This is a genomic window from Psychrobacter sp. Marseille-P5312 (genome assembly GCF_900291405.1).
Lineage (GTDB): Bacteria > Pseudomonadota > Gammaproteobacteria > Pseudomonadales > Moraxellaceae > Psychrobacter > Psychrobacter celer.
Genome location: NZ_OLML01000001.1, coordinates 1,401,354 through 1,426,394 on the forward strand (window position 1 = coordinate 1,401,354; position 25,041 = coordinate 1,426,394).

Annotated in this window: 24 protein-coding genes; 11 read left to right on the forward strand and 13 right to left on the reverse strand. The window is 46.9% G+C overall.

Annotation, left to right across the window (positions count from 1 at the left end; translation table 11 throughout):
* Positions 1-134 precede the first annotated feature (134 nt).
* Entirely contained in the window at positions 135-572 is a 438-nt protein-coding gene (locus C6W44_RS06085) for a YeeE/YedE family protein (RefSeq protein ID WP_037059074.1), read from the forward strand.
* Between the two features lie 57 nt (positions 573-629).
* Positions 630-1,049: a DUF6691 family protein gene (locus tag C6W44_RS06090; protein WP_105244650.1), complete on the forward strand. Its 420-nt coding sequence runs from the start codon at positions 630-632 to the stop codon at positions 1,047-1,049.
* A gap of 293 nt (positions 1,050-1,342) precedes the next feature.
* Here C6W44_RS06090 and C6W44_RS06095 read toward each other — a convergent pair whose 3' ends face one another.
* Positions 1,343-3,007: an AMP-binding protein gene (locus C6W44_RS06095; RefSeq protein WP_105244651.1), complete on the reverse strand. Its 1,665-nt coding sequence runs from the start codon at positions 3,005-3,007 to the stop codon at positions 1,343-1,345.
* A 328-nt stretch (positions 3,008-3,335) separates the two neighbouring features.
* Here C6W44_RS06095 and C6W44_RS06100 point away from each other — a divergent pair, with 328 nt between their 5' ends.
* On the forward strand, positions 3,336-5,492 hold the full coding sequence (locus C6W44_RS06100; RefSeq protein ID WP_105244652.1) for an NADPH-dependent 2,4-dienoyl-CoA reductase: 2,157 nt from the start codon (positions 3,336-3,338) through the stop codon (positions 5,490-5,492).
* A gap of 96 nt (positions 5,493-5,588) precedes the next feature.
* On the opposite strand, the gene C6W44_RS06105 is transcribed toward C6W44_RS06100, so the two are convergent.
* A complete protein-coding gene (locus tag C6W44_RS06105; RefSeq protein ID WP_105244653.1) occupies positions 5,589-6,008 on the reverse strand; it encodes a tetratricopeptide repeat protein in 420 nt (139 codons plus the stop codon).
* Positions 6,009-6,066: 58 nt separating this feature from the next.
* Complete coding sequence (locus C6W44_RS13645) at positions 6,067-6,210, reverse strand: hypothetical protein (RefSeq protein WP_264755610.1); 144 nt, start codon at positions 6,208-6,210, stop codon at positions 6,067-6,069.
* A gap of 83 nt (positions 6,211-6,293) precedes the next feature.
* On the opposite strand from C6W44_RS13645, the gene C6W44_RS06115 reads away from it, so the two are divergent.
* Entirely contained in the window at positions 6,294-6,554 is a 261-nt protein-coding gene (locus tag C6W44_RS06115) for a transposase (protein WP_105244655.1), read from the forward strand.
* 86 nt (positions 6,555-6,640) lie between these two features.
* Complete coding sequence (locus C6W44_RS06120; RefSeq protein WP_105244656.1) at positions 6,641-7,096, forward strand: IS3 family transposase; 456 nt, start codon at positions 6,641-6,643, stop codon at positions 7,094-7,096.
* On the opposite strand, the gene C6W44_RS06125 is transcribed toward C6W44_RS06120, so the two are convergent.
* Positions 7,093-8,276, reverse strand: a protein-coding gene (locus C6W44_RS06125; protein ID WP_105244657.1) for an IS3 family transposase whose coding sequence is annotated in 2 segments (ribosomal slippage) — positions 7,093-8,003 and positions 8,003-8,276 — 1,185 coding nt in all. Because the reading frame shifts where the segments join, the coding sequence is not laid out codon by codon here. The genes C6W44_RS06120 and C6W44_RS06125 overlap by 4 nt on opposite strands.
* 256 nt (positions 8,277-8,532) lie before the next feature.
* Here C6W44_RS06125 and C6W44_RS06130 point away from each other — a divergent pair.
* The gene (locus C6W44_RS06130; protein ID WP_105244335.1) at positions 8,533-9,525 is read left to right on the forward strand and encodes an IS110 family transposase; all 993 of its coding nucleotides are present in this window, start codon (positions 8,533-8,535) and stop codon (positions 9,523-9,525) included.
* A gap of 45 nt (positions 9,526-9,570) precedes the next feature.
* Here the strand turns inward: C6W44_RS06130 and C6W44_RS06135 are convergent, their stop codons facing one another.
* The 4 genes from C6W44_RS06135 to C6W44_RS06150 form a co-directional block, all read right to left on the reverse strand.
* On the reverse strand, positions 9,571-10,284 hold the full coding sequence (locus C6W44_RS06135) for a PAAR domain-containing protein (RefSeq protein WP_105244658.1): 714 nt from the start codon (positions 10,282-10,284) through the stop codon (positions 9,571-9,573).
* Positions 10,285-10,493: 209 nt separating this feature from the next.
* Positions 10,494-11,528: a lipoate--protein ligase gene (locus tag C6W44_RS06140; protein WP_105244659.1), complete on the reverse strand. Its 1,035-nt coding sequence runs from the start codon at positions 11,526-11,528 to the stop codon at positions 10,494-10,496.
* A gap of 259 nt (positions 11,529-11,787) precedes the next feature.
* Positions 11,788-12,201 (reverse strand): hypothetical protein, encoded by a 414-nt coding sequence (locus tag C6W44_RS06145; protein ID WP_105244660.1) that lies wholly within the window; start codon positions 12,199-12,201, stop codon positions 11,788-11,790.
* Between the two features lie 191 nt (positions 12,202-12,392).
* Positions 12,393-12,692, reverse strand: coding sequence for a Trp family transcriptional regulator (locus C6W44_RS06150; protein WP_105244661.1), 300 nt, complete (start codon positions 12,690-12,692; stop codon positions 12,393-12,395).
* 230 nt (positions 12,693-12,922) lie between these two features.
* Between C6W44_RS06150 and trpB the strand changes: the two genes are divergently transcribed.
* Both trpB and C6W44_RS06160 read left to right on the forward strand, forming a co-directional pair.
* Positions 12,923-14,161, forward strand: a complete 1,239-nt coding sequence (trpB, locus tag C6W44_RS06155) for a tryptophan synthase subunit beta (RefSeq protein WP_105244662.1) — start codon at positions 12,923-12,925, stop codon at positions 14,159-14,161.
* A gap of 133 nt (positions 14,162-14,294) precedes the next feature.
* A complete protein-coding gene (locus C6W44_RS06160; protein ID WP_105244663.1) occupies positions 14,295-15,197 on the forward strand; it encodes a DMT family transporter in 903 nt (300 codons plus the stop codon).
* An 89-nt stretch (positions 15,198-15,286) separates the two neighbouring features.
* On the opposite strand, the gene C6W44_RS13390 is transcribed toward C6W44_RS06160, so the two are convergent.
* Positions 15,287-15,484, reverse strand: coding sequence for a hypothetical protein (locus tag C6W44_RS13390; RefSeq protein WP_158676702.1), 198 nt, complete (start codon positions 15,482-15,484; stop codon positions 15,287-15,289).
* 60 nt (positions 15,485-15,544) lie between these two features.
* On the reverse strand, positions 15,545-15,835 hold the full coding sequence (locus tag C6W44_RS06170; protein ID WP_105244665.1) for a hypothetical protein: 291 nt from the start codon (positions 15,833-15,835) through the stop codon (positions 15,545-15,547).
* A 561-nt stretch (positions 15,836-16,396) separates the two neighbouring features.
* On the opposite strand from C6W44_RS06170, the gene C6W44_RS06175 reads away from it, so the two are divergent.
* Positions 16,397-17,506, forward strand: a complete 1,110-nt coding sequence (locus tag C6W44_RS06175; RefSeq protein ID WP_105244666.1) for an alkene reductase — start codon at positions 16,397-16,399, stop codon at positions 17,504-17,506.
* Positions 17,507-17,559: 53 nt separating this feature from the next.
* Here the strand turns inward: C6W44_RS06175 and C6W44_RS06180 are convergent, their stop codons facing one another.
* The 3 genes from C6W44_RS06180 to C6W44_RS06190 all read right to left on the reverse strand — a co-directional run bounded on the left by C6W44_RS06180 (position 17,560) and on the right by C6W44_RS06190 (position 21,203).
* On the reverse strand, positions 17,560-18,261 hold the full coding sequence (locus tag C6W44_RS06180; protein ID WP_105246489.1) for an IS1 family transposase: 702 nt from the start codon (positions 18,259-18,261) through the stop codon (positions 17,560-17,562).
* A 424-nt stretch (positions 18,262-18,685) separates the two neighbouring features.
* Positions 18,686-19,693: a pirin family protein gene (locus tag C6W44_RS06185; RefSeq protein ID WP_105244667.1), complete on the reverse strand. Its 1,008-nt coding sequence runs from the start codon at positions 19,691-19,693 to the stop codon at positions 18,686-18,688.
* 208 nt (positions 19,694-19,901) lie between these two features.
* The gene (locus C6W44_RS06190) at positions 19,902-21,203 is read right to left on the reverse strand and encodes an NAD(P)/FAD-dependent oxidoreductase (protein ID WP_105244668.1); all 1,302 of its coding nucleotides are present in this window, start codon (positions 21,201-21,203) and stop codon (positions 19,902-19,904) included.
* A gap of 407 nt (positions 21,204-21,610) precedes the next feature.
* On the opposite strand from C6W44_RS06190, the gene acs reads away from it, so the two are divergent.
* A complete protein-coding gene (gene acs, locus C6W44_RS06195) occupies positions 21,611-23,572 on the forward strand; it encodes an acetate--CoA ligase (protein WP_105244669.1) in 1,962 nt (653 codons plus the stop codon).
* Positions 23,573-23,783: 211 nt separating this feature from the next.
* A complete protein-coding gene (locus C6W44_RS06200; protein WP_105244670.1) occupies positions 23,784-24,998 on the forward strand; it encodes an NAD(P)/FAD-dependent oxidoreductase in 1,215 nt (404 codons plus the stop codon).
* Positions 24,999-25,041: the final 43 nt, after the last annotated feature.

Consider the following 25,041-nt stretch of genomic DNA (forward strand, 5'->3'; position numbering starts at 1 on the left):
ATAATCGTCAACAACCCAAGCATTTAAAAATACTGAGCTTGTTAATGCAGTCGCTCAGTATTTTTTTAGCTATTTATTATATTTTAATATATAATGTTTTTATATAAAATAAAGTAGCTTTTGGATCTCTCATGATGGGTATACAAATAGATTGGCAAGTTTTTACGCCTATTTCATTGGTAGGCGGCCTCATATTAGGCGTAGCGACGGTTATCTTACTCTTAGGTATTGGTCGTATAGCCGGTATCAGCGGTATTACTTCAAGCCTGCTAAAGCCAAAGCGCGTCGAGATGTGGCAAGTACTGTTTATTGCAGGTTTAGTTCTCTCGCCTTTACTCTATAGTGTGTTCAGACCGCTACCTGATATAGAGGTTACGACCTCTTTACCGCTGCTGATTGCAGCAGGGTTGTTAGTCGGCTTTGGTACGCGCTTAGGCTCAGGTTGCACGAGTGGTCACGGCATCTGCGGTAATGCGCGCTTGTCGCCGCGCTCAATGGTAGCCACAGCGACTTTTATGGCGTTTGGCATCATCACCGTGTTTATCGGCCGGCAAGTATTAGGCTTGATTTAAATGGCTGTTATGGCTAGAGGTTTTGAGAAAAAAGAAAATAAATAGTGAGAATGAACTATGCTAAAAAATATCATCGGTTTACTAACAGGACTGCTGTTTGGCTTAGGACTGCTGGTGTCGGGTATGACCGATCCGGTTAAGGTGCAAGGGTTTTTAGACGTCTTTGGCGCGTGGGATATCTCACTGGCCTTAGTGATGGGCGGCGGCCTTGCTGTCGCTATCGTTGGGGTGCAATGGGCTCGGCGGCAGCGCAAGAGCTGGGTAGGCGATGAGATTGAGATGCCGACCAAAACTAAGGTCACCAGCAAGCTTGTCATCGGCGCGATGCTGTTTGGTATCGGTTGGGGCCTTGTCGGTATTTGTCCTGGGCCCGGTGTCGTACTATTAGGCACGGGGCAATGGCAGGCTTATGTGTTTATTCCTGCGATGCTAGTTGGGATGCTGGTATTTCAGTGGCTTGAGCCAAAGATGAATTGATAGTTGCGCTTGGTAATATCGCAATCTGTTGATAGTAAAAAGCTCAGCCTAAGACAATTAGGGCGTGTCCCTAATTCAAGCGTTTATGACTAAATGGGCTAAAAATGGCTAAATCTTTGGCAAACGGTGTCAAATAGCTGGCCAATATCTTGATATTACCTGTGCTATTTTCCTTGTTTGCCTTCGATTTATCTCATTTTTATCACCATTTTTAAAATAGGGACACGCCCTAGGCTGAGCTTTATTATTTAGTGTTAATAAATACTTAGCATCAATAAGTATTCTGCATAGCGCTACTCGGAGCTAGCTGTGACTTTGGGTGTCTCATGGGCTAATGACTTGGCCGCTTGACGTAGCTCAAACTTTTGTATTTTACCGGTACTGGTCTTCGGAATTTCGGCAAAAATAATATACTTGGGTACTTTAAAGCCTGCTAAATGCTGCTTGCAGTGTGCCATGACAGTGTCGCGCTGTAAGGTGCTGCCCTCGTGAATCTCAATAAAGGCAACAGGTACTTCGCCCCACTTGTCGTGAGGGGCGGCAACGATAGCGCAGCTTTGCACGGCAGGTAGTTTGTATAAGACGTTTTCGACCTCGATACTTGAGATATTCTCGCCGCCTGAGATGATGATGTCTTTTAGCCTATCCATAATTTTGATATAGCCATCAGGGTATTTGACCCGCAAGTCACCGGTGCGAAACCAGCCATCTTTTAGCGCTTCATCAGTGGCTTTACGGCTTTTTAGATAGCCTTTCATTACCATGTTACCGCGCAGCGCCAGCTCGCCCATCTCCTCGCCATTGGCTTCAACCGGATCCGTCGTGCCTTGTTTAAAGACCTCAAAGCCTGTCATTAAGTGTGAAACCACGCCTTGACGCGATTTTTTTTGCGCGCGTTCAGCGACGTCCATGTCTTGCCATTCGGTCTGCTCAGCGCAGACGGTGACGGGTCCATAGACTTCGGTCAAGCCATAAACATGGGTGATATCAAAATCCATCGCCTCCATTGCTGTCAGCATCGTCTCTGATGGCGGCGCGCCAGCGACCCAGCCTTTGACCTTATAATCAATCGCGTCTTTGTACTCTTGTTTACCGCCCGCTATCATATTATGCACCACAGGCGCCGCGCAGTAATGAGTGACCTTGTGCTTAGCGATTAATTGTAAAATCAGCTCGGCATCAATCTGGCGTAAGCAGACATTGACGCCTGCGCGCTCGGCGATCGTCCAAGGAAAACACCAGCCATTACAATGAAATAGCGGCAGCGTCCACAAGTAGGTCGGATGCTTAGGCATATCCCAGTCTAAGATATTAGATAGCGCGTTTAGCGTCGCGCCGCGATGATGGTAGACCACGCCCTTTGGCTTACCAGTCGTGCCAGAAGTATAGTTGAGCGCGATAGCTTCCCATTCATCCTCAGGTTTTTCCCAATTATCCAAATCATCTGAGCTGGCAATCAATTCCTCGTAAGTCATTTTGCCAAAATCTTCTACCTCAACGGCTGCATCTGTGGCATGAATGACAATCAGATTAGGAAAAGTCTCGTCGATAATCTCCGCCAAATCCGCAAATTCGCTATCCATAATCAGCACTTTGGCCTCAGAATGCTGCACGCAAAAGGTTAAGGCATTGATATCGAGACGGGTATTAAGGGTACAAAGCACACCGCCCGACATCGGCACCCCAAAAGCAGCCTCAACCATAGCAGGGGTATTAGGCAGCATGACGGCTACGGTGTCGTTTTTATCGATACCCAGTTTGCGCAGGCCATCTGATAATTGACGGCAGCGCTCAAAAGTTTTGCTCCAACTCTGGATGAGATTATTATGCTGAAGATCATCGTAGATAATGGCGGCTTTGTCAGGATACACTTGCGCGCTACGAATAATAAAATCGATAGGGGTAAGTGGTTGATAGTTAGCAGGATTCTTACCAAGGCCAGTATGGAAATCAGTCATAGTGATAGTCCTTTATCTTATTTCGGGTTTTACTATAATTTAAATACACTTTGATGATGGTTTTGCTTTACCAATTCAGCAAATATTTCAATTAAAAGCGTATTCATTATAGCCAAAGACAGCGCAGAAGTCGGTTAGATTTGTAAGAGTCGTTTAAGAGAAACACTGAATAGAGTTGAATATAAATGATAAATAGCTTGTGTTCACTCATCAGTCGTTTGTCTGCATAGCTGACGACAAAGCGGTTGTGTTACGATAGCAGTCATATAAGGTTTAGCTATTTTGCACTATGAACCCCTCATCAACCTGAATTTACAAGGATCGTCACATGAGCGCTAGCAGTACTGAGAATCGCAAAGCCAGCAGCAATAACACCATCAATACTGCTCAAAGCAATGAGCACTACCCGCATCTTTTTGAGCCGCTAGACTTAGGCTTTACCACACTCAAAAACCGCTTAGTCATGGGCTCTATGCATACCGGTTTAGAAGATCGCTTCTATAATTATGGCAAGCTTGCTGCTTATTTTGCAGAGCGTGCCAAAGGCGGCGTGGCGATGATGATCACCGGCGGCATCTCTCCCAATCGTGAAGGCTGGCTGCTCCCTGCTGGCGGTACCATGAATACTAAAATGGACGTTATCAACCATCAACGCGTCACCCGCGCCGTACACAAACACGATAGCAAAATCATCATGCAAATCTTGCATAGTGGTCGCTATGGCTACCATCCGTTTATCGTCTCCTCCAGCCCAATCAAATCACCGATTACCCCGTTTAAACCGCGCAAAATGACTATCAAAAACATTGAGCAGACGGTCGAGGACTACGCACGCTCTGCCAAACTGGCCAAGCAAGCGGGTTATGATGGCGTTGAGATCATGGGCTCTGAGGGCTACTTACTCAATCAGTTTTTATCGCGCCATGTCAATCAGCGCAGCGATCAATACGGCGGTGATATCAATGGCCGGATGAAGTTTGCCGTCGATGTGGTCAAAGCCGTACGCAAAGCCGTTGGCGCAGACTTTATTATTGTGTTCCGTCTATCGGTCATCGATTTGGTCAAAGACGGCAATGTTATGGACGAGGTCATCACAGTCGCCAAAGCGCTAGAAGAAGCGGGCGTGACCATTATGAATACTGGCATTGGCTGGCATGAAGCACGCGTCCCGACGATTGTCACCAGCGTACCGCGCGCCGCTTTTGTCGACTTTACCGCTGAGATCAAAAAACATATCAGTATCCCAATGATGGCAGCCAACCGTATCAACATGCCAGAGACGGCAGAGGATATCGTCGCCAGTGGTCAGGCGGATATGATTCAGATGGCGCGTCCGTTCTTAGCCGATGCGCACTGGGTCAACAAAGCCAAAAATGGTCAAGCCGATCGCATCAATACCTGTATCGCCTGTAACCAAGCGTGTCTCGATCATACTTTTGAGAATAAACGCTCGACTTGTCTGGTTAATCCGCAAGCCTGCTACGAGACTGAGCTGGTCTACAAAAAGACCAAAAATCCACAAAAAGTCGCGGTCGTCGGCGGCGGCGTCGCTGGCATGTCAGCGGCTCATGTAGCAGCATTGCGTGGGCATGACGTGACATTATTTGAGGCCAAAGACGTCTTGGGCGGTCAGTTTAACTATGCCAAAGTCATCCCTGGTAAAGAAGAGTTCTTTGAAACCATTCGCTACTATATCAATGAACTTGAGCACTTAGGCGTTGAGATTAAACTCAATACCAAAGTCGATAAAGCGATGCTTGAAGATGGTAAATTCCAGCATGTGGTTGTCGCCACGGGCGTCGTACCAAGAAGCCTTGAAGGCAAGTTAGAAGGCGCGGATCTACCGCAAGTGATCAGCTACGCAGAATTACTCTCTGGTGAAAAATCAGTCGGCGATACGGTGGCAGTCATCGGCGCTGGCGGTATTGGCTTCGATGTCAGCGAATATCTAACCGCACGTCATGGTCAGCCTTTAGATGAGCTCGGCCCTGAGACCTTAAAAGACCCAAGCTACCGCCCTGAGCCGCAGTCTATTAGCGAGTGGCGCGAGGAGTGGGGCGTCACTGACGATGCTAACTATCAAAGCGATGGCGGTTTAATCCGTCCTGAAGGCATCAAGCCGATTCGCCAAGTGTATCTGATGCAGCGCACTAAAGGCCGTCTGGGTAGCGGACTCAATAAAACCTCTGGCTGGGTACACCGCGCCCATATCAAGTCGCACGGCGTCATTCAAGTGGCAGGCGTTCAGTACGAAAAAATCACTAACGAAGGCATTTGGGTCACCAATCCGCAAGGCCAAAGCCAGCTGCTCCGTGTCGATAGCGTGGTCGTCTGTGCCGGTCAAGAGTCGGTGGTTGAGCTGATGCCAAATGTCGGTGATGCGCCAGACGCGCAGTATCATCTGATTGGCGGGGCGAAACTCGCTGCTGAGCTGGACGCCAAACGTGCGATTCGTGATGGCGCTGAGGTTGCGGCGAGTATTTAAAAGTTTAATTTTTGAATTAAAGTTTTAAATTGAAAGGACGGTAGGGGAGGGATCTCCTGCCGTTTTTTACTTCGTAAACTGTGACCCTTTTTAATTCTATAGGGGTTCTTCGATATCACCTAATGTGAGTCCAGTTTCTTGTGTGCTATAAATAATGATACCTTTATCGTCGATTTTACCATTCATAACCAATCTACCGATGCGATTACTGGCTTGTTGATTGCCTTGATCGGCTGCCTTTTGATACCACTCAAAAGCTTTATCATAATCTTGCGGCACACCATAACCGTTCTCATAAAGACCACCGATGTTAAGTTGTGCTAAATCTAATCCTTGATCAGCGGCTTTGGTATACCACTCAAAAGCTTTGTCATAGTCTTGCGGTACGCCATAACCGTATTCGTAAAAATTACCAATATTATTTTGAGCGTCAAAAGATCCATTGTTAGCTGCTAATAGATACCACTGCATTGCTTTTGGATAATCTTGCTCAATACCAATACCCTCATGATACATAATCCCGAGATTGAATTGAGCATCAGTGTATCCTTGGTTAGCAGCTTGTTGAAGCCATTCAAGTTTTTTTTATCTCATCTTGTTCAACAGCAATACCTTCATGATACATAACTCCAAGATCGAATTGAGCATTAGCATATCCTTGGTTGGCGGCTTGTTCAATCCACTCAAATGCTTTTTGATAGTTTTGCTCTACGCCCAAACCTTCATAATATGTAACTATCCCCTAAAATAACACAGCTCAAACGTAGAATTTCTTATAAAATACCCATAAGGAGTTTTGATATGAGCAAACGAATGACTGAGACGCAAATAGTATCCATATTAAAAGAAGCAGAAGCTGGGATACCTGCTAAAGAGCTGTGCCGTAAATACGGAATTGCTAGCTCGACTTTCTATAAATGGCGTTCCAAGTATGGAGGTATGGAAGCCTCTGATGTCACGCGACTAAAAGAGCTTGAAGAAGAAAACCGTAGGCTTAAACAGATGTATGCTGATTTAAGCCTTAAAGCGCAAATGCAGGAAGATATCATAAAAAAGCTATAGCGCCTGTACCCGAGCGCAAAGTCTGGGCGCAAGAATTACAGGCACAGTATGATGTCAGCATTGCAGTGAGTTGTCAGGTTGTCTGTATGAGTCGAACCGCTTACTACTATAAGCCTAAGCTATCTGATGATAGTGAGATTATTGATGTCTTAAACAAGCTTACTGACAAGCACAATCGTTGGGGTTTCCCTAAGTGCTTTAAACGCATACGTAAGCTTGGCTATTCTTGGAATCACAAGCGCGTACACCGTGTTTATACCGCGTTAAACTTAAACCTACGCCGTAAGTCTAAAAGACGGCTACCAGCACGTAACCCCCAGCCGTTAAGTGTGCCAAACGCATTGGGTCATACATGGTCAATGGACTTTATGAGCGATAAGCTGCAAAACAATATTCGCTTTCGAACCTTTAATGTGATTGATGATTATAACCGTGAAGTATTAGGCATTGATATTGGTACGGAAATACCCCATGATTCACTTAATGATATGACACCTGCCGATTATAGGCAGGTGGCTTATGTAGTGGTCAAATATTTTTAGACAGTACTTAAGAGGTTTTTGTTGAAATAAAGTCTCTCTTTCTCGCTTGGTGTTAAATACTCATTAAAGCTGTGTGGTCTTACACTTTGATAATAGCCCCAAATATAATCATTTACTGCCTGCCGAGCCTCATCAATATTGTCATAGCCGTTTTTTGGCATCCACTCTGTCTTAAAGCTTCTAAAGAACCTCTCTGTAGGTGCATTGTCCCAACAGTTGCCTCGTCGGCTCATACTATGCGACATACCATTACACTTGGCTACGCATTTAGCATACTCTTCACTGGTATAATGACTGCCTTGATCTGAATGAAACAGCACGCCTTTAGGCTCAAGTCTTATGTGATATGCCATTTTTAGTGCAGATGTGGTCAGCTGGGTATTCGGGCTATCTGACAAGGCAAAACCAACAATACGTCGAGCATATAAATCCATAACGATGGCTAAATAACACCATCTGCCTTTGATACGAATATAAGTAACATCACCTGTCCACACTTGGTTTGGTGCAGTGGGCGCAAACTGACGGTCTAGTATGTTTCCATAAACTTTATGGAATTTTTCACAACGCCTGTACTTATGTGATTTTATCTGTCGACTAATCAACCCCATTTGTGCCATCAGCTTACCTGCTCTGTAGCGTGTGAGTTTAATGTCATGTTGATGCGTGACGATAGCAGATACCGTCCTTGCACCAGCCGAGCCATTTGACTGTTCAAATACTTCTCTGATTAAGGCTTTGAGCCTTATAAGTTCAATGTCTATAGACCTAGATTTAGTACTGTTATAATAGCTACTTCTAACAACCCCAAACAGTTCACATAGCTTGTGTTTGCTAATATGCTTATGATGCTCTGCAAGCTTGGTTATTAGCGATAGACGCTGAGATTGTCTTGGGCTAGCAGAGCAGATGCCTTTTTTAATATATCTCGCTCCATCTTAAGCTGCTTGACCTGTTTTTCAAGCTCTTGTATACGCCGTAATTCAGGCGTTAGGGCTTTGCCTTCTGATGGCATGACACCTTGCTGTTCTTTACGGTATTTATATACCCAATTCTCTAAGGTGGTTTTGCCGATACCTAATGAGTTGGCTACTTCTGGTATCTTCCTGCCTTGATCTTCAACCAGTTTAATGGCTTCTAGCTTAAATTCTTGGCTGTAGCGTCCGCGTTTGGTGGTCATATCTTCTCTCCAGTCTTGGTGATAGTATAACCTTGTATCTTGAATAACCGCTTAATACTGCCAACGAAAGTTGATAAAATAAAGTAATTATTCATGAGCATTGAGAGTATGAGTATAACCTTAGTGCCTAGACACTGTGTAAGAGATTATGCCCAATGCTCATCCCATCATCTTCATATTCTGAATGGTATCCAAGTGCCTCGCCATCTACCAAGGTGTCATGAGTGACACTGCATAGACAAGGGAAGACAATAAGATGACACACTATATCGGCATAGACGTCAGTAAAAACAAGCTAGATATCGCCTGGCTCAAAGCCACTGATAATCTCAAATTTAAAACCAAAGTCTTTAAAAATGATTACAGTGACTACGCTGCTCTTATCAACTGGCTCATTGCTAACATCACTGACGACTTAAGTAATATTCACATCACGGTCGAGGCCACAGGAGTCTATCACGAGAACATCGCCTACTACCTATTTGATAAAGGTCTTAACGTCAGTATTATCAATCCTGCTTATATCAAAAGCTATGCTGCTAGTTTAGGAAGTCGCAACAAGACGGATAAAAAAGACAGTATGTTATTAGCCCGCTACACCTATAGTGCTAAGCCTAAATTATGGACACCGCCGCCAGCAGAGGCGCGTCACCTCAAGTCATTATTGTCGCGCTTAGACGCACTACAAGAAGACTTACAACGTGAGCTGAATCGATTGGAAAAAGCGCAGGCCACAGACACCGCTCCTATCGTTAAAGCTTCTATTGAGCATATGATAGCCTCTTTGCAAGCCGCTATTGTTAAGCTCAATGGTGATATTGATGACCATATCGATCATCATCACAATTTAAAGCAAGATCAGACTCTACTACAAACTATTAAAGGCGTCGGCCCTGTTGTCTCAAAGCAGATGGTGTCGCTGATGCATAATAAGCAGTTTAGTCAAGCGTCACAAATGGCCGCCTTTTTAGGCTTAGTTCCCAAACATAGTGAATCAGGGCTATTTAAAGGCAAGTCTCGCTTAGCAAAGAATGGCTCAAGTGATATCAGAGCCAAACTGTATATGCCAGCGCTAGTCGCCATTAAGCATAATCCTGATATTAAGGCGCAGTATGAGCGACTGCTTGCTAATGGTAAGTGCAAAATGCAGGCTGTCTGTGCAGCGATGCGCAAGCTTGTGCATATCTGTTTCGGTGTGATTAAACATCAGCAGTCTTACCAAGCAAAAGTTGAGCTAATTAGTGCTTGATTTGGCTTTTTTAAGATGGTATCTCTTATCTACTGTTCTATTTCATTATGCCACTACAATATCGCTAGCTATAGTATTGCTACTCAAATCTGTAGCAGATACTTTTAGATCGACGCCAGCTAATAGAGCCTTGCTAGCATAGATATCACCAATAAAGCCATCCCACTCTAACGTAACAATATCATCTTTATTAAAAGTGCCAGATTTGGATGCTAGGGGCGTTGGTGTCCCTGATACATCCAGCTTGAAGTTTTTGAATGAACCACTCTGCACTTTGACTTTGATATATATTTTGTCATATTTATCAGAAGCTGCATTTCTTGATGATTGTCCATGAGGCCCTACATGGTTACGTGCTTTAATACCATAAGGAGAAAACAAGTTATTATTTAAATATACATCCTCAATACTAAAGTAATGACCACTATCACTTCCTTGATTTACATCACCATAAGTCGCCATGTATTGCTCAGGTTGTTCAACTCCCATTACATCAAAATCCGACTCTGCAAAAGCCTGTTGAACAGCAATCAGCTTAGCGCCGCAGCTCGTTATATCACCATCACGTGCCACAGGTGCGCCATCAATAACAAAGCTTGGGTCGCCTGTGACAATCGTGACGACTTTTTTGCATTTCTTGCACTGTACTTTGTCACCTTTACGCGCTACAGGAATACCATTAACCAATGTGTGTGCAGAACCCGTAATGACTGTGCCGCCATGATCCGTTTTTGCACCTACCGTAATATATGCAGCCATGTATAACTTCCAATGTATGCTATGGTTGATGACAAAAAAATATCGCGAGTATCAATAAACGCGATATCTTTATATCAAACTTAAGTCTGCTTGTTATTGTAATGGATATTAATATCTTAGTATACAAAAGTTCTAAATATTATTGATTGGATGAGAGGTTTTGAATAAGAACACGCTGAATGTTTATAAAAACTTGCATCTATCACCAGTCACCCAACCACTTCCCCAATCATCCACTCCTTAACATCACTCACTTGCGCGGCGAATTCAGGATGCGCTTTTGCTAATGTATCCAAACGCGCTGTAATGCCGTCTTGGCTGTATTTTGCGCCCGTCAAAGCCGCTTTTAACGCATCAATCAGCTCGACGTTTAGCGCATCAGAAAAGATAATCACCTCGCTAATCTGCGCCTGCGTCACGTCCAGATGCATATCCATCATGCCCCAATCAAAGCGCGTCTCAATATGGTGGGTAAATTCAGGCGTCTTACCAAAGCGCCAGTTCCAGTCTGCCATCTGCTCGTAATAGGCGTTTAACGAAGGCTCTTTTGCTAGGGTGTCTCTGTCTAATTCCTCTACGGGCACAGTTCCACTGTAATCAGTATCACCATGATCAGTGTCTTGATAGTATTCACAAAACGCTTCGATAATGGCATCGGATAAAGTTTCGTGATTGATGTCTTCATTAAACTCAACCAGATTGGCTACGCGAGAGCGCACCGATTTGATGCCTTTGGCTTGCAATTTGAGCGGATGCGGATTGAGATAATCGCCGAGTTTTTGCATGTTAGCGTTCACGAGTAGTGTCCCATGATGAAAGCTACGGTCAGACGCATGTTTAAAGGCGCTGCCTGATATTTTCTTATCGCCGACTTGCATGTCATTACGTCCGGACTGCTCAGCATCGATACCGAGTTTTTTTAGCGCATTGACGATAATAGTGAAGTTAGCGTCTTGGTCGTAGTCGGCCTTGGGTGACAAAAAGGTAAAGTTGGTATTGCCCAAATCATGAAACACCGCGCCGCCGCCGCTTTGCCGCCGTGCCAAAAATACATCGTCGGCTTCCATTTTATCGATTTTGCATTCTACCCACGGATTTTGTGAGCGGCCAATGACCACGGTCTCGCTATTGCGCCATAAAAATAGCGTGTGCGAGTCGGGGTTGAGGGTGTTAAATATCCAGTCTTCGGTGGCGAGGTTAAACCACGGGTTGGTGACGGCAGATTTTAGGATGCGTAGTTTCATGATGGATCCTTTTTTAAATCGTTTTTATAGGGGAGTGCTACAAATAGATACTGATATTTTTACTGATACAGAGCTGTAGTTCAATAAGTGTGGTAGGGAGTAGGAAAGGTTATTTGTAGTTTTAGAAGAGTAAAGAGTGTTAATGGGATAATTAGAGTTGGGCTGATAAAGGTAACCCATTAGTTCTTGGTTATACTCATCATAAAGCTGAGTATAATACTTAGCTTTATGATCTTTTAAGTATCAATACTATCTCAGCTTATTCAGCACAAATCTCCCACTGCGATTTAGTGCTGAGATAACACTGCATCACCGCTTTGCCAGACTGTGCATAGGCATCACTGACGATACGCTGATTGCTTGGCAAACGATATCTGATAATGGCTGGCTCATCATTGACGGTGGTCGTCCATCCGGTATGATTGCCATTGTCATCATAATCTGCACTGTTCGAGGTCGCCATTTTACCGAATCCTGGTAAATTGTAGTCAACTTGCCTAAAGGCGTAGCTCATCGCTGCGCCTTCGGCACCGTCATACTGGCAGGTGAGCTTTTTTTGTAACTTATCTTGTTTATAGACATAGCAAGTGGTGTCACCCGAAAACTGTCCAACGCCGCAAAAACCTACTGTTGCTACTGACATAGCACCGATAAACAAAGCTATTTTTCTCATTAATGTGCTCCTCAAATAGTGATAATAAGATTAAAACTGAATGTCTTTTAGCTGTCCTTTAAATAGCAAAAATAAATTCGCTTACCAGTAAAATACTAGGGTGTGTCCCTAATTTAGTAAACAAATTTTTATAAATATAGCATTTAAAAGTCTTTTATGGGTAATTTTCTTGCGCTAAATGTTGATAGCTATCAGATATTAATTTTATCGCCAATATCCGGTAGCAACTCATCGATTTGATGTTGATGAAGTACTTTGGCGCCGCGCGATACTGTGGCGATACCGACGCCAAGCTGCGCGCTAATCTCTCGTTGCGTCACTTCTTGCTGTAGTAGTGCAAAGATAGTTAAGCGATTGCCAAGCTCAGCTTGCTCTTTTTCGGTCAATAGCGCTTTAAGTATCTCTGATAAATGGGCTTTGTCACTGGTCTGAGCCAGTAGCGCTAATAAGTAGTCATAAGCTTTATTAGAATGACTGTCTTGTTTGGCCATTTTATTCTCCTTTTGCCTCCAATCAATAAAGGCGAAATACGTTCATTATTCTATTTGTGAGCACTGCTTTATTAGCAGAGCAGTAATGCTTGACCTGCCATAAAACTTAGCCTAAAATCTGTTTCAATGTACTAGAACATAATAACAAATTTCTATTATAATTTAGATCGTTTTCTATGTTTAATTTAGCTTCAAATAGACAATAGTGAATCAGACAACAGGAATGAGCCATGACAGCATTAGCCAATGACAGCAGTAACACTTACGGTCTGCACCAATCAATCTTGCCGAGTAATGACGGGCTGTATGGCGAGTATGGTGGCAAGATTGAGCATCCTGAGCTGGCAAAAGCGATGGAGGAGATCGAGACAGGCTTTCGTGCGATCATTAAAGACGACGATTTTGTTAATGAGATGAGCCGCTTGCGTCAGACTTACATTGGTCGGCCTAGTCCGATATTTCATGCCAGACGCTTAAGCGCGCATTGCGGCGGCGCGCAGATTTATTTTAAACGTGAGGACTTGAATCACACCGGCGCACACAAGATTAATCACTGTATAGGGGAAGTGTTACTCGCCAAAAAGCTCGGCAAAACCAAAGTCATCGCCGAGACAGGTGCAGGGCAACATGGCGTAGCACTAGCTACGGCAGCGGCGCTGATGGGCATGGAGTGTGAGATCCACATGGGCGTCGTCGATATCGAAAAAGAGCATCCCAATGTCAGCCGGATGAAAATCTTAGGTGCCAATATCGTGCCGGTATCGCGCGGCGCAGGCACGCTAAAAGAGGCGGTCGATAGTGCGTTTGAGACTTATCTTAGTGATTTGGACAACAGTATGTTTGCCATTGGCTCAGCACTCGGGCCTGCGCCTTATCCTGAGATAGTCAGCTACTTCCAGTCGGTCGTCGGCCGTGAAGCGCGGACGCAGTTCTTAGAAACTACTGGCACACTGCCTAATAAAGTGGTCGCTTGTGTCGGCGGCGGCTCTAATGCGATTGGTATCTTTAGCGGTTTTTTGGGTGATACAGAGGTAGAAAAAGTCGGCGTCGAGCCTGCAGGCGAAGGTCTTGATACGCCCAATCACGCGGCGACGATGACGCTTGGGACGAAAGGCGAGATTCATGGGTTTAAATGCTACGTGCTACTCGATAAAGACGGTGAGCCTGCGCCTGTGCATTCGATCGCCTCTGGTCTGGACTACCCAGGTGTCGGCCCGCAGCACTCACTCTTGAAGGACAACAATCTGGCCACTTATGAGTCAGCGACAGATGCAGAGTGCCTAGAGGCATTTATGGCGCTATCGCGGCTTGAAGGCATCATACCTGCTCTAGAGACGGCACACGCCATCGCCTATGCGATGCGTGCGGCCAAAGACATGTCGCCTGATGAGACGATTTTGGTCAATTTATCAGGCCGCGGTGACAAAGATATTGATTTTGTCTTAGACAAAGTGGATTTGTCAAAATAGCAATCAGATGTCGATATTTAATCGCTACTTACGCTATGTTCAATACGTCCTAAGCTGTTATCATTGCCATGTTTTATCACATGGCATTTTTTATGACTGCTAAGACGGTCTCAGCGCTAACTAGGACGAACCCATGAGCAAACGCGATCTCATTATTTTTATCACGCTGTCGTTTATGTGGTCGCTGTCGTTTGTGTTTTATCGTATTGGCGTGCCTGAGTTTGGCTCATTAGCGTTTGCCAGCCTGCGGGTGATATTTGCTGGGCTGGTGATGCTGGCGTTTGTCATGGTCAATAAGAAAAACCGTGACGGTCTGTGCGATCATTGGCAGCTGCTGGCGCTGGTTGGTATTTTTTCTGCGGCTCTGCCGTTTGTGTTGTTTTCTTTTTCTGCTCAGTCAGTCAACGCAGGAGTGTTGGCGGTGCTCAATGCCTCTGTGCCGATGATGAGCGGCTTTATCGCCAGTACTTTTTTTAAAGACCGGCTGTCCAAAAGACAAGTGCTGGGCTTGGTCATCGGCGTGATCGGAGTCGCTATTTTGATGAGCGAAAGCTTGTTTGCTGGCGGTGTCTCAGAGGCCGGATTGGCTAACGGTTTGTTGCCAATGGGCTATGCGCTACTTGCTTGTGTCGGCTATGCAGTCGGAGCCAATATCACCCGTCATTATTTATATAATGTCTCACCCGTGGCCATCACTGCAGGCTCGCTGATCATCGCCAGTATTTTGATGCTGCCTGTGGCTTTTTATGCGTTTCCTTATGATCAGAGCATCAGCGCCAAGGCGTGGGTGTCGGTGGTTTGTATAGGTGTCTTTTCTACAGCGATTGCCCTCATCTTTATGAACCAATTGATTAAAAATATCGGACCGACGCGGGCGACGAGCATCACTTTGGTGATTCCGATTTTTGCCATTATCTTGGGCTATGTGCTGCTGGGCGAGGCGCTAGATACCCGCGCCATCATTGGCTCGGTGGTGATATTAGTCGGCACTTATCTGTCGCTTGAGTTGTCGGTTAAAAAACTGCTGAAATCCTAAACTCGCGCAGGCCATCTCATCGCTGAAAGGTAAGGACTTGCAGTCAAATACTAGCAGCTAAATACCATGTCAAGCCCGCGGCGGTATGGTTAATTTGCGCCTCCGACCATGACCAGCTGAATAGGGAAGGTAATGATGTCAAAGGCTTTGGCAAGAGGCATCAGCGCCTTTAGCTTTTTTCTTCTGCCAACATGGTGTCTGGCTGATAATGATAAAACGTCAGGGCGAGAGGGGCAGCCGCTTTCACCAATTCTTATCGCAAAGTGCGGCGTGTCTTTTGTTGGCATGGGTTTAAAGGAAAAATACGCCAGATCGACGTGATTTAGTATAGCTGTCAGCTCAGGGTCTTAGTTTGCGCTCTGTACCAGATAGCTGTGCTTTTCCCCTGCAAGCACAATCGCATTATCCACTCCTCCAATAGGCGCGCTAGGCTTACCAACGGCGATGAGTCTATCGGTCAGCTGTTCGTCCGCGACCCATTTTGCATCTTCTTGTCGCATTAGCTGATAGTCGAGCTTTTCTGTCGCAAGACAGCCGCTCAAGGCCAACATAAGCCCCACACTGCAAGCCGCTGGCAAATATTTTTTTGCAAGGTGTTTTCGATGCTTTGTTTGGGGCGCTGCGGTTGGCGTTTGCATGTTTTTCTCTATTTGATCGATGTTTTTGATACGTTAAATACGCGATATTGCCACTATTTAATACGAATAAAACACCGTCTATTATTGGATGACGGCGTTGCTTTTATATTGATAAATGTTAGCTTTCGCTATTTAATCGAGAGACACACAAGCTAGAGAATACGATATAGGGCGCAGTGCAGTATGGTACGCGTCATTGTGACATATTTAGCCGAGGTTTTATCGTCATATCATTGAGCATGATTGGCTGCGTTGATTTGCTGCATGGATGGCAGGACAAGGGGCAGGATAGATAAAGACCAGAGGTGTTTTTGTTTGTAACGCTTGCTTGAATAAATCCATCCGCTCCCTATAAAGGTAACGGTCGTTCAATATGATTTTTTTATGCCTTTATTCGGTCGCAGCGCATATCGATACGCAGCGCACCGATACCATAATAAGTATGTATGACAAAGCATTGAGCGGCTTGATAGCGATGTATCTGATTTATTTAGCGTCGACTATAGGCAGCAGTATAATAACGAACATTCACCAATCACGACAAACACCATAGGACACAATATGGCATACGATAATTTATTTGAACCTGTCAAAATGGGCAGCCAAACACTCAAAAACCGTATCATTATGGCACCTCTGACCCGTCTGCGCGCAGTCGAGCCAGGCGATGTGCCGACCGCATTGGCAGGCGAGTATTATTCGCAGCGCGCAGGAGCAGGGCTGGTCATCACCGAAGCGACGCAGGTATCCTTTCAGGCCAAAGGCTATGCTGGCGCGCCTGGTATTCATACGCCAGATCAAGTCACCGCATGGAAAGCTGTGGTCGATAATGTCCATGCCAAAGGTGGCAAAATCGTCGTGCAGATGTGGCACACAGGACTGGTCGCGCACAAAAGCGTGCAGCCAGATGGGCAAGCGCCGATCTCCGCCTCCGATGTCGAAGTCGGCGCTCGCACGTCACTGCGTGATAGCGATAATCAAGCGATTCGCGTCGAAGCCACACCGCCGCGTCCAGCGACACTAGATGAGATACAGCAAGTGATCAAAGACTTTGCGGAAGCGACAAAAAATGCCAAAGAAGCGGGGTTTGATGGGGTAGAAATTCATGGCGCTCATGGTTATCTGCTGCATCAGTTTTGGGTCGAGCACACCAATAAGCGCGAAGATGCGTATGGTGGTAGCCGCGAAAACCGCGCGCGTTTGACGCTCGATGTCATCGATGCTTGTGTCGATGCATGGGACGCCGATCATGTCGGTATTCGTATCTCTCCGCAAGGCTCGTTTAATGGCGTAGATGCTGGCTACGATGAAGACGATAATATTTGGCTGATCGAGCAGATAAATGCGCGCGGCCTGATGTACTTACATATCTCAGAGCCTGATTGGGCGGGTGGCACGCCTTATACCGAAGGCTTCCGCCAGCGTATCCGCCAAGCGTTCGACAACATGATTATCGCAGCTGGCGGCTATACTGCCGAAAAAGCATCGCAAAATATCCAAGCCGGCTACATCGATGCGGTGGCATTTGGTCGTGACTATATTGCCAACCCCGACTTGGCCGAGCGTATTCGTCAAGATGCACCGTTAAATGAGCAGCATCCGCAGAGCTTTTATGGCGGCGGTAGCGAGGGCTATACTGACTATGCGTTTTTGGATAAAAAACAAGCCTAATGTAGCGACGATTAACTTTAAATTTTGGTGGTGTTTCAAAAAGTATGCTGACATTAGACATACCCATAATTAATGTAAAAGAACAGCATATCAAAGATCTTAAAATGGTTATCGAGCTTTTTAGAGAAACCACAAGTTTTTCTAAAGGCTCGTCTTAATCTTTGTCTTATTCGACAGTTATTGCCTTCAATACCGACAGTATGTTGTTTACTAACTTGTTTATTGTCTGCTTTAAAAGCAGTTATAAAGCTGTCCCAGTTGTCCATAGCTATATACCCATAGTCAACCTCAAGCTGCTTAAGACGTGCTCTAAGCTTCTTAGCTGTCTTTAAGTTACGCTTACCCCATACATAAGCTACTATCTCACCTGTGCTGCGGTCATAAGCATAGATAAGCCAGACTTTACGCTTCTTCTTGCCTACATACGTCCAAAACTCATCGACTTCAAGTTTTCGGTAGTACTGTCGCTTCGGGGTTAGTTGGTATGCTGAGCCTTGTATTGTGTTTAGTATCTTACCTATGCTCACAGTAGCTATTTCAGCGATATCTCGAATGCCACAGCCTCTGACTAACATTAACCGAATTCTGCTTTCTATGGTTGAATGACAGCCTTGATAGGTTAAAGCATGGTCACCAATAAATTGACGTTTACAGTCCTTACATTGGTAGTTCTGCTTACCATAGCTTTTTTTACCGTTTTTCTTTACACTTGTACTGTGACAGTCGGGGCAGTTAAGTTCTATTTGTGTCTTCATAACCTCAAATATAACATCTGCTTTGGCTGTCACAACTCTTTTCTACTTCAGCATACTTTTTGAAACACCACCTAAATTTTAAGCGTTAAAAAGCCGCTTTACATCTTTGTAAAGCGGCTTTTTTATGAGAAATTCTATGTTAGGGCTTCGATATTTGTTAATTTTGACAGACCCTTTAGTAGGGTAGCTCCTCATTTTTAGCTCATTTAGACGGCTATTGATTGAATTGAGATATAGTCGATACACTCTAAAAATGTCATAGCGCTACTGGGATGAATTTTGCGCAGCCTCTGGGCACGCAGCACGCAAGTAAAATTTATACCAGTAGCGCGTTTAAATCCATAACATTTTTACATTCAGCTAACTATACGCCCTAGTATCGACGATATAGCGGTCATTGATATAGCGGCTACTGATACAGGGGTCATTGACCAAAACGACCCGCTTGATAATCACGCAAGGTTTGATGTAGCTCTTCTTTGGTATTCATGACAAAGGGTCCGTGGGCTGCTACAGGCTCGCCGATAGGTTCACCGCTAAGTAATAGCAGTTTGGCAGAAGTTTCGACAGGCGTTTTTTTGACAGGCGCTTTGACAGGAGTAGCGGCCAGCTCGTCAGTGTGAGCGGCGAGAAGACACAGCTCAATACGGTCATGAGTTGCCACTTGCTCCGCCGCCATCTCAGCGCGGTGCTGGGTTGGCGCGGCAAATTGTATCAAATGACCCGCACTGATGGCGGTGCCATTCACCAGCACCTCGCCTTCTTGTACCAGCAGGAGCACATTGTGAGTATCAGGGAGCTGTAGTGTCGTTGCGCCTGCACGATGTAGCGCGATGTCCCAGAGGTTAATGGGTGTAAAGGTGCTGGCCGCCCCTTTGATACCTTGCCAATCACCAGCGATAATCGCCGCTGTGCCAATCGCTGTTTGATGGTTACTATCTGCTGTTAGCGTCACCATCGGCATGTCGGCGCGCTTGATGCTCTGATATCTTGGCGCTGTTAGTTTATGAGCGCTCGGCAGATTGACCCACAGCTGTACCATGCTAAATAGCCCGCCGCGCGCACCAAACGCCTCAGAGTGAAACTCCTCATGCGTGATTCCGCGCCCTGTGGTCATCCAATGGGCATCACCTGCCAAAATATCGCCGCGACCGCCGGCCGAGTCAGCGTGACTGATCTCACCTGCATATGCGACAGTCACTGCCTCAAAGCCTTTGTGCGGATGTTGTCCGATGCCGTGCGGCTTGGTCTGATAATGAGGGTTTGGGGCAAAGGTGGTCGGCTGGCCATAGTCAAATAACAAAAACGGGTCAGTATGGCGATAGTTAATGTCGGGGTCATCATCCAAATGGTTGATTAAGGTTTTTACATAAAAACCATCACCTATCCATTGTGGCGCTTTGTCACCATGAATATGTTTGATCGGACGCATGTATCACCTCATAAAAATAGTATATGGCTTATGCAGCATAACGGGAGCCAAGCGTCAGATGCCTCAATATAGTATTATCTCAGTATATATTCAAAATAACATATATTATGCTTGTTTGAGTCATTATTTCACTGACGCAAGATTGGTTGGGTTGGGTTTTTTACATAGAGCAGGAGCAGCGGGGGCATGATAATGCGGCTTATACCACTTATACTATCTCGCCGCATACATGGCCACTGGCCCACGCCCACTGAAAATTATAGCCGCCCAGCCAGCCGGTGACGTCTAGCACCTCACCGATAAAATATAAGCCCTCTTGCAAATTGCTTTGCATGGTCTTTGATGATACCTCGTCGGTGGTCACCCCGCCGCGCGTGACCTCGGCGGTGCGGTAGCCCTCGGTGCCAGAGGGTTTGAGCTGCCAGCCGTTGAGCGCCGCGCCCAGCTCCAGTAGCCGCTCGTCTTTGATATTGGCAAGTTCGGTTTCTTTGATGTCATCCCACAGATGCGCTTGTAGGGCGGAGAGCAGTTTTTTGGGTAGCGGGCTGGTGGTATGGTCAGCCAAAACGGTACGAACCAGCTGGCGTGGATGGGATTGTTTGTGAGCAAGCAGGAGCGCAGTCATATCAGTATCTGGCAGCAGGTTGATACGGATGGTTTCTCCAGTATGCCAATAGTTTGAAAGCTGAAGCATGGCAGGGCCTGAGAGCCCGCGATGAGTAAATAGCAGCGGTAGTCTAAAGGAGATACGCTCATTGCTGGCAATCACCGGTAGGCTGATGCCTGCCAGTGAGCGGATAAGCTCGCCAGTCTGATCGGTAAAAGTAAAAGGCACGAGGCTGGCATCGGTTGCCACCAGAGTATGACCAAACTGCTGCGCCAGCTCATAGCCAAGACCGCTGGCACCCATCGTCGGAATCGACAAGCCGCCCGTTGCCACCACCAGCGACTCACAGCGGTAAATGGTTTGTGGCAACGTGGGCGAGCTTGTGGCCTCTTTTCTTGCTTGCTTTTCTTTTTTACTCAGCGATTTGCTGGTACTCAACTCAAAGCGTGCATGGTTGGCACTATCGATCGGTTTTACGCCATCAATCTGTGTACTAAGCTTGATATGCACACCGACTGCCGCGCACTCATCTAGCAGCATGGTCACGATGTCTTGGGCTGAGTCGTCACAAAACAGCTGACCGTGCTCGCGCTCATGATAGGGAATATGGTGCGCCGCTACCATACCGATAAACTCCCAATTAGAATAACGGCTCAAGGCCGACTTACAAAAGTGCGGATTGGCGCCGATAAAATGGCTCGGCTCGACGACATAGTTGGTAAAATTGCAGCGTCCGCCCCCCGACATGAGGATTTTCTTGCCTGCTTTATTGGCATGGTCGAGCACCAGCACGCGGCGACCACGGCGACCAGCGGTAAGCGCACAGTATAGACCGGATGCGCCCGCACCGATGATGATGACGTCGTAATGGGTAGAGTGGGAAGCGGGACGATGGTGACTCATGGGGATCTCATAAATAAAAAGGGGTGGGGGATGCGCGTGACGTCTAGATTAGCCCATATAAAGGGAAGCTAAACAGGTTAAGTGCGTAACAACAGCCAAAAACCCTCATCGGCGAAAAAAAGCTAATATAGGCGCGTGTCATCGCCGCTGGCGTGTAGCTATTGTCCATATTTCATATCAGGTTACAAGGATTAAATGTAATGGTGCAGTCGCGCGCCAGCAATAAGCAAGTATACGGCTGTATAGTGAAATTGTTATGAATGGGCGTTGATGCCTTGCAACCGTCCCGCTTATTTGTCAAACTAACACAGAGTGTCACACATTATGGAAGATGACTCTTATTGCTTGTACAGGCAGTCGCGCGCGGCGGTTTGTGCGAGTCATAATAATGAAAAAGGATGAATACTATGACGCAAAAATCATTTCCTGTTGCAGACGACTTTCTTGCCGCCGCCAATACCAGCGCGGAGCAATACCAAACAGACTATCAGCAATCTATCGAATCTCCTGAGAGCAATGATGCCTTTTGGGCACAGCGTGCCGAGCTGGTCGATTGGATAAAAAAACCCACCAAAATCAGCGACGTCAACTATGATTTGGACGATTTTCGCATTAAATGGTTTGAAGACGGTCAGCTCAATGTCTCTGTCAACTGTCTCGATCGTCATCTAAAGACCCATCCTTACAAGCCTGCCATCATTTGGGAAGGCGATCACCCGTCGCAGCATAAAATCATCTCATTTAAAGAGCTGCACGAAGAAGTCTGCCGGTTGGGCAATGCACTGCGCAAGCTGGGTGTCGAAAAAGGCGATCGAGTGACCCTATATATGCCAATGATACCAGAGGCGATGATCGGTATGCTGGCCTGTACCCGCATCGGCGCAGTACACTCTGTGGTATTTGGCGGTTTTTCTGCTGAGAGCTTGGGCAATCGCTTGGTCAATAGTCGCTCCAAAGTCATCATTACCGCAGACGAAGGCGTGCGCGGCAATAAACACACCCCGCTAAAAGCCAACGTCGATCGGGCGTTGGACATGGATGGCACCGACACGGTCACCAACGTCGTCGTCGTGCACCGTACTGGTAACTCAGTACCGATGAGTGGCCGCCGCGACATTTGGTACCATACCTTAATCGATGGCGAGTCTGAGCATTGCGAGCCTGAGGTGATGAATGCCGAAGACCCGTTGTTTTTATTATACACCTCAGGCTCTACGGGTAAGCCCAAAGGCGTGCTGCACACCACAGGCGGCTATCTGACGTATGCCATCTCAACTTTCCGTGACGTGTTTGATATCAAAGACGATGACGTCTATTGGTGTACGGCGGATGTCGGCTGGGTGACGGGGCATACTTATACCACTTATGCACCCCTTGCCAATGGTACGACGACTGTGATGTTTGAGGGGGTTCCTGAGTATCCAACATGGGCGCGCATTGGTCATATCATTGATAAGCATGACGTGACGATTTTGTACACGGCGCCGACAGCGATTCGGGCGATGATGAAAGAGGGCGATGCCTTTGTCCGTGAGTCGGATCGCTCCAGCCTACGCTTGCTGGGTACGGTCGGCGAGCCAATCAACCCAGAGGCTTGGGACTGGTATTATCATATCGTTGGTAGTGGCAAATGCCCCATCGTCGATACATGGTGGCAGACTGAGACAGGCGGTATTCTCATGGCTCCCATACCAGGTACGGTGGCGCCAAAACCAGGGGCGGCGATGAACCCGCTATACGGTATCAAGCCAGAGATTGTCAATACGGATGGCGAGGTTTTAGAAGGCGCTGCCGAAGGCAATCTGGTAATTAAGAGCAGCTGGCCGGGGCAGATGCGTACGATTTATAACGACCATGAGCGCTTTTTAAAGACATACTTTAGTGAGTACCCAGGTTATTACTTTACAGGGGACGGCGCGCAGCGCGACGAAGATGGACACTACTGGATCACCGGCCGTGTCGATGATGTGCTCAATGTCTCAGGCCATCGCTTAGGCACAGCGGAGATCGAAAGCGCGGTGGTGGCGCATCCGGCGACCGCTGAGGCGGCCATCGTCGGTATGCCGCATGAGATACGCGGCATGGGGGTTTGTGCTTTTATTATCTTAAAATCTGGCGAGACGGCCACAGACTCGCTAAAAGCCGAGCTAAATCGTCATGTGCGTACAGAGATCGGCCCGATTGCCAATCTTGATGCTATCTATATCGTCGATGCACTGCCCAAAACCCGCTCAGGCAAGATCATGCGCCGTATTTTGCGTAATTTGGCTGCAGGGCAGTATGTGGGCTTGGGCGACTTATCCACGCTAGCCGATAGCTCAGTAATCAATCAGCTGGTTGAGGTGGTCAAGGCGGAACGCGGTGAGTAAGCAGGTAAGTAAATAGTAATAGTAGTATCAACAATAAAAAAAGCCATGTTATCGACGGTAGCATGGCTTTTTTACGTAGATGGTATTGATATCAGCAGGTTTTAAGGGTTCAATAGCTTTTATGAGCCTCGCTATCTGCACAAGACTGCCTGCACATGCTGGCTTACACACATTATTTTTTGATCAAAACACCACAAGGCCGACTGTCGTTATGTCTGAGCACACACTCCACTCTTGTCATCCTGCTGATACCGCTGCACCGACCATTGCCATCATCGGTGGCGGGTTGACGGGGCTGTTTACCGCTACTTTGTTGGAGCGTGCGTTTGGTCATACGCCTGCCGCCCAGCCGATGCCGCAGCTGACGATTTTTGAAAAATCTCGCAGCGTGGGGCGTTTGGCCACCCGATATCGCCGCGATAGCCAAACGCATAAAAACTGGCAATGGGCGTTTGGGGCGCAGTTTTTTACCGCAAAGACCGCCAGCTTTCAGCAGTTTATAGCGCCATGGCTCGACATGAGTACGATACAGCCGTGGTGTGCCAATGTGATCGAGATGACCACTGCCCATACAACGGGTCAGCGGCCCTCTACCATAAAAAAAGAGCGCTGGAATACCGAGCAAGCTCGCTATATCAGTACCCCAAAGATGACCAGTTGGGGGCGCGCGCTGGCAGGCGAGCTACAGCACACCACCATGCGCTTTCAAACCCGTGTGGCACCACTGGCGCAGTACACTGAGCCAACAGCTGGCGAAAATAAGCAACAAACTAAGCAAAAAACTGAGCTGTTTGATGAAGCAGGCCATAGTCTTGGGCTATTTGACTGGGTGATCTGTACCGCGCCAAACGTGCAAGCAGGCGAGCTGATGGCTGGCAGTGACTTTGACAAACAAGAGAGCATCAGCACCATCAAGATGCAAGCTTGCTACACGCTGATGCTCGGCTGGAATGAGGGGCAGGCACTTCCTGCGGCGCTAACGGATGCAGAAGACGGTGGCAGATGGGACGTCGCTTATGTCAATGATTCGATCATCGATAGGATATTTATAGAGCAGCGAAAACCTGCCCATGAAACGCTGCTACCGAGTATCACCATCCATGCCCGCAACGACTGGTCCGAGCAGCAGGTCGATGAAGAGATAGGGCCTGTACAAGCTGCGCTATTGACAGCAGCGCAGCATGCTTTGGGCTGGGATGATGCCTGTGCCCCCACACAGATCGACTGTCATCGCTGGCGCTATGCCGCGACGCGCTCCGATGCGCAAACCCCCGCCCAAGGCGTACTCACTGATGCGTCTCGTCAATGGATCGTCAGTGGCGACTGGTGCGGGCAAGGCAATATCGAGAGCTGCTATCACATGGCGCAGCAGACAGCTGAGGTGATCTGCGCCGCGCTTGCAGGGCGGTGCGTTGCTACCCCTTGATAATGACAGAGGGCGTTTATAATAATCGGCGCTGGGCGGGAGG

Coding starts and splice junctions, on each gene's coding strand:
- C6W44_RS06085 (WP_037059074.1), top strand. CDS start 135: ATGGGTATACAAATAGATTGGCAAGTTTTTACGCCTATTTCATTGGTA.
- C6W44_RS06090 (WP_105244650.1), top strand. CDS start 630: ATGCTAAAAAATATCATCGGTTTACTAACAGGACTGCTGTTTGGCTTA.
- C6W44_RS06095 (WP_105244651.1), bottom strand. CDS start 3,007: ATGACTGATTTCCATACTGGCCTTGGTAAGAATCCTGCTAACTATCAA.
- C6W44_RS06100 (WP_105244652.1), top strand. CDS start 3,336: ATGAGCGCTAGCAGTACTGAGAATCGCAAAGCCAGCAGCAATAACACC.
- C6W44_RS06105 (WP_105244653.1), bottom strand. CDS start 6,008: ATGTATCATGAGGGTATTGGTATTGAGCAAGATTATCCAAAAGCAATG.
- C6W44_RS06115 (WP_105244655.1), top strand. CDS start 6,294: ATGAGCAAACGAATGACTGAGACGCAAATAGTATCCATATTAAAAGAA.
- C6W44_RS06120 (WP_105244656.1), top strand. CDS start 6,641: ATGAGTCGAACCGCTTACTACTATAAGCCTAAGCTATCTGATGATAGT.
- C6W44_RS06130 (WP_105244335.1), top strand. CDS start 8,533: ATGACACACTATATCGGCATAGACGTCAGTAAAAACAAGCTAGATATC.
- C6W44_RS06135 (WP_105244658.1), bottom strand. CDS start 10,284: ATGGCTGCATATATTACGGTAGGTGCAAAAACGGATCATGGCGGCACA.
- C6W44_RS06140 (WP_105244659.1), bottom strand. CDS start 11,528: ATGAAACTACGCATCCTAAAATCTGCCGTCACCAACCCGTGGTTTAAC.
- C6W44_RS06145 (WP_105244660.1), bottom strand. CDS start 12,201: ATGAGAAAAATAGCTTTGTTTATCGGTGCTATGTCAGTAGCAACAGTA.
- C6W44_RS06150 (WP_105244661.1), bottom strand. CDS start 12,692: ATGGCCAAACAAGACAGTCATTCTAATAAAGCTTATGACTACTTATTA.
- trpB (WP_105244662.1), top strand. CDS start 12,923: ATGACAGCATTAGCCAATGACAGCAGTAACACTTACGGTCTGCACCAA.
- C6W44_RS06160 (WP_105244663.1), top strand. CDS start 14,295: ATGAGCAAACGCGATCTCATTATTTTTATCACGCTGTCGTTTATGTGG.
- C6W44_RS13390 (WP_158676702.1), bottom strand. CDS start 15,484: ATGCCAACAAAAGACACGCCGCACTTTGCGATAAGAATTGGTGAAAGC.
- C6W44_RS06170 (WP_105244665.1), bottom strand. CDS start 15,835: ATGCAAACGCCAACCGCAGCGCCCCAAACAAAGCATCGAAAACACCTT.
- C6W44_RS06175 (WP_105244666.1), top strand. CDS start 16,397: ATGGCATACGATAATTTATTTGAACCTGTCAAAATGGGCAGCCAAACA.
- C6W44_RS06180 (WP_105246489.1), bottom strand. CDS start 18,261: ATGAAGACACAAATAGAACTTAACTGCCCCGACTGTCACAGTACAAGT.
- C6W44_RS06185 (WP_105244667.1), bottom strand. CDS start 19,693: ATGCGTCCGATCAAACATATTCATGGTGACAAAGCGCCACAATGGATA.
- C6W44_RS06190 (WP_105244668.1), bottom strand. CDS start 21,203: ATGAGTCACCATCGTCCCGCTTCCCACTCTACCCATTACGACGTCATC.
- acs (WP_105244669.1), top strand. CDS start 21,611: ATGACGCAAAAATCATTTCCTGTTGCAGACGACTTTCTTGCCGCCGCC.
- C6W44_RS06200 (WP_105244670.1), top strand. CDS start 23,784: ATGTCTGAGCACACACTCCACTCTTGTCATCCTGCTGATACCGCTGCA.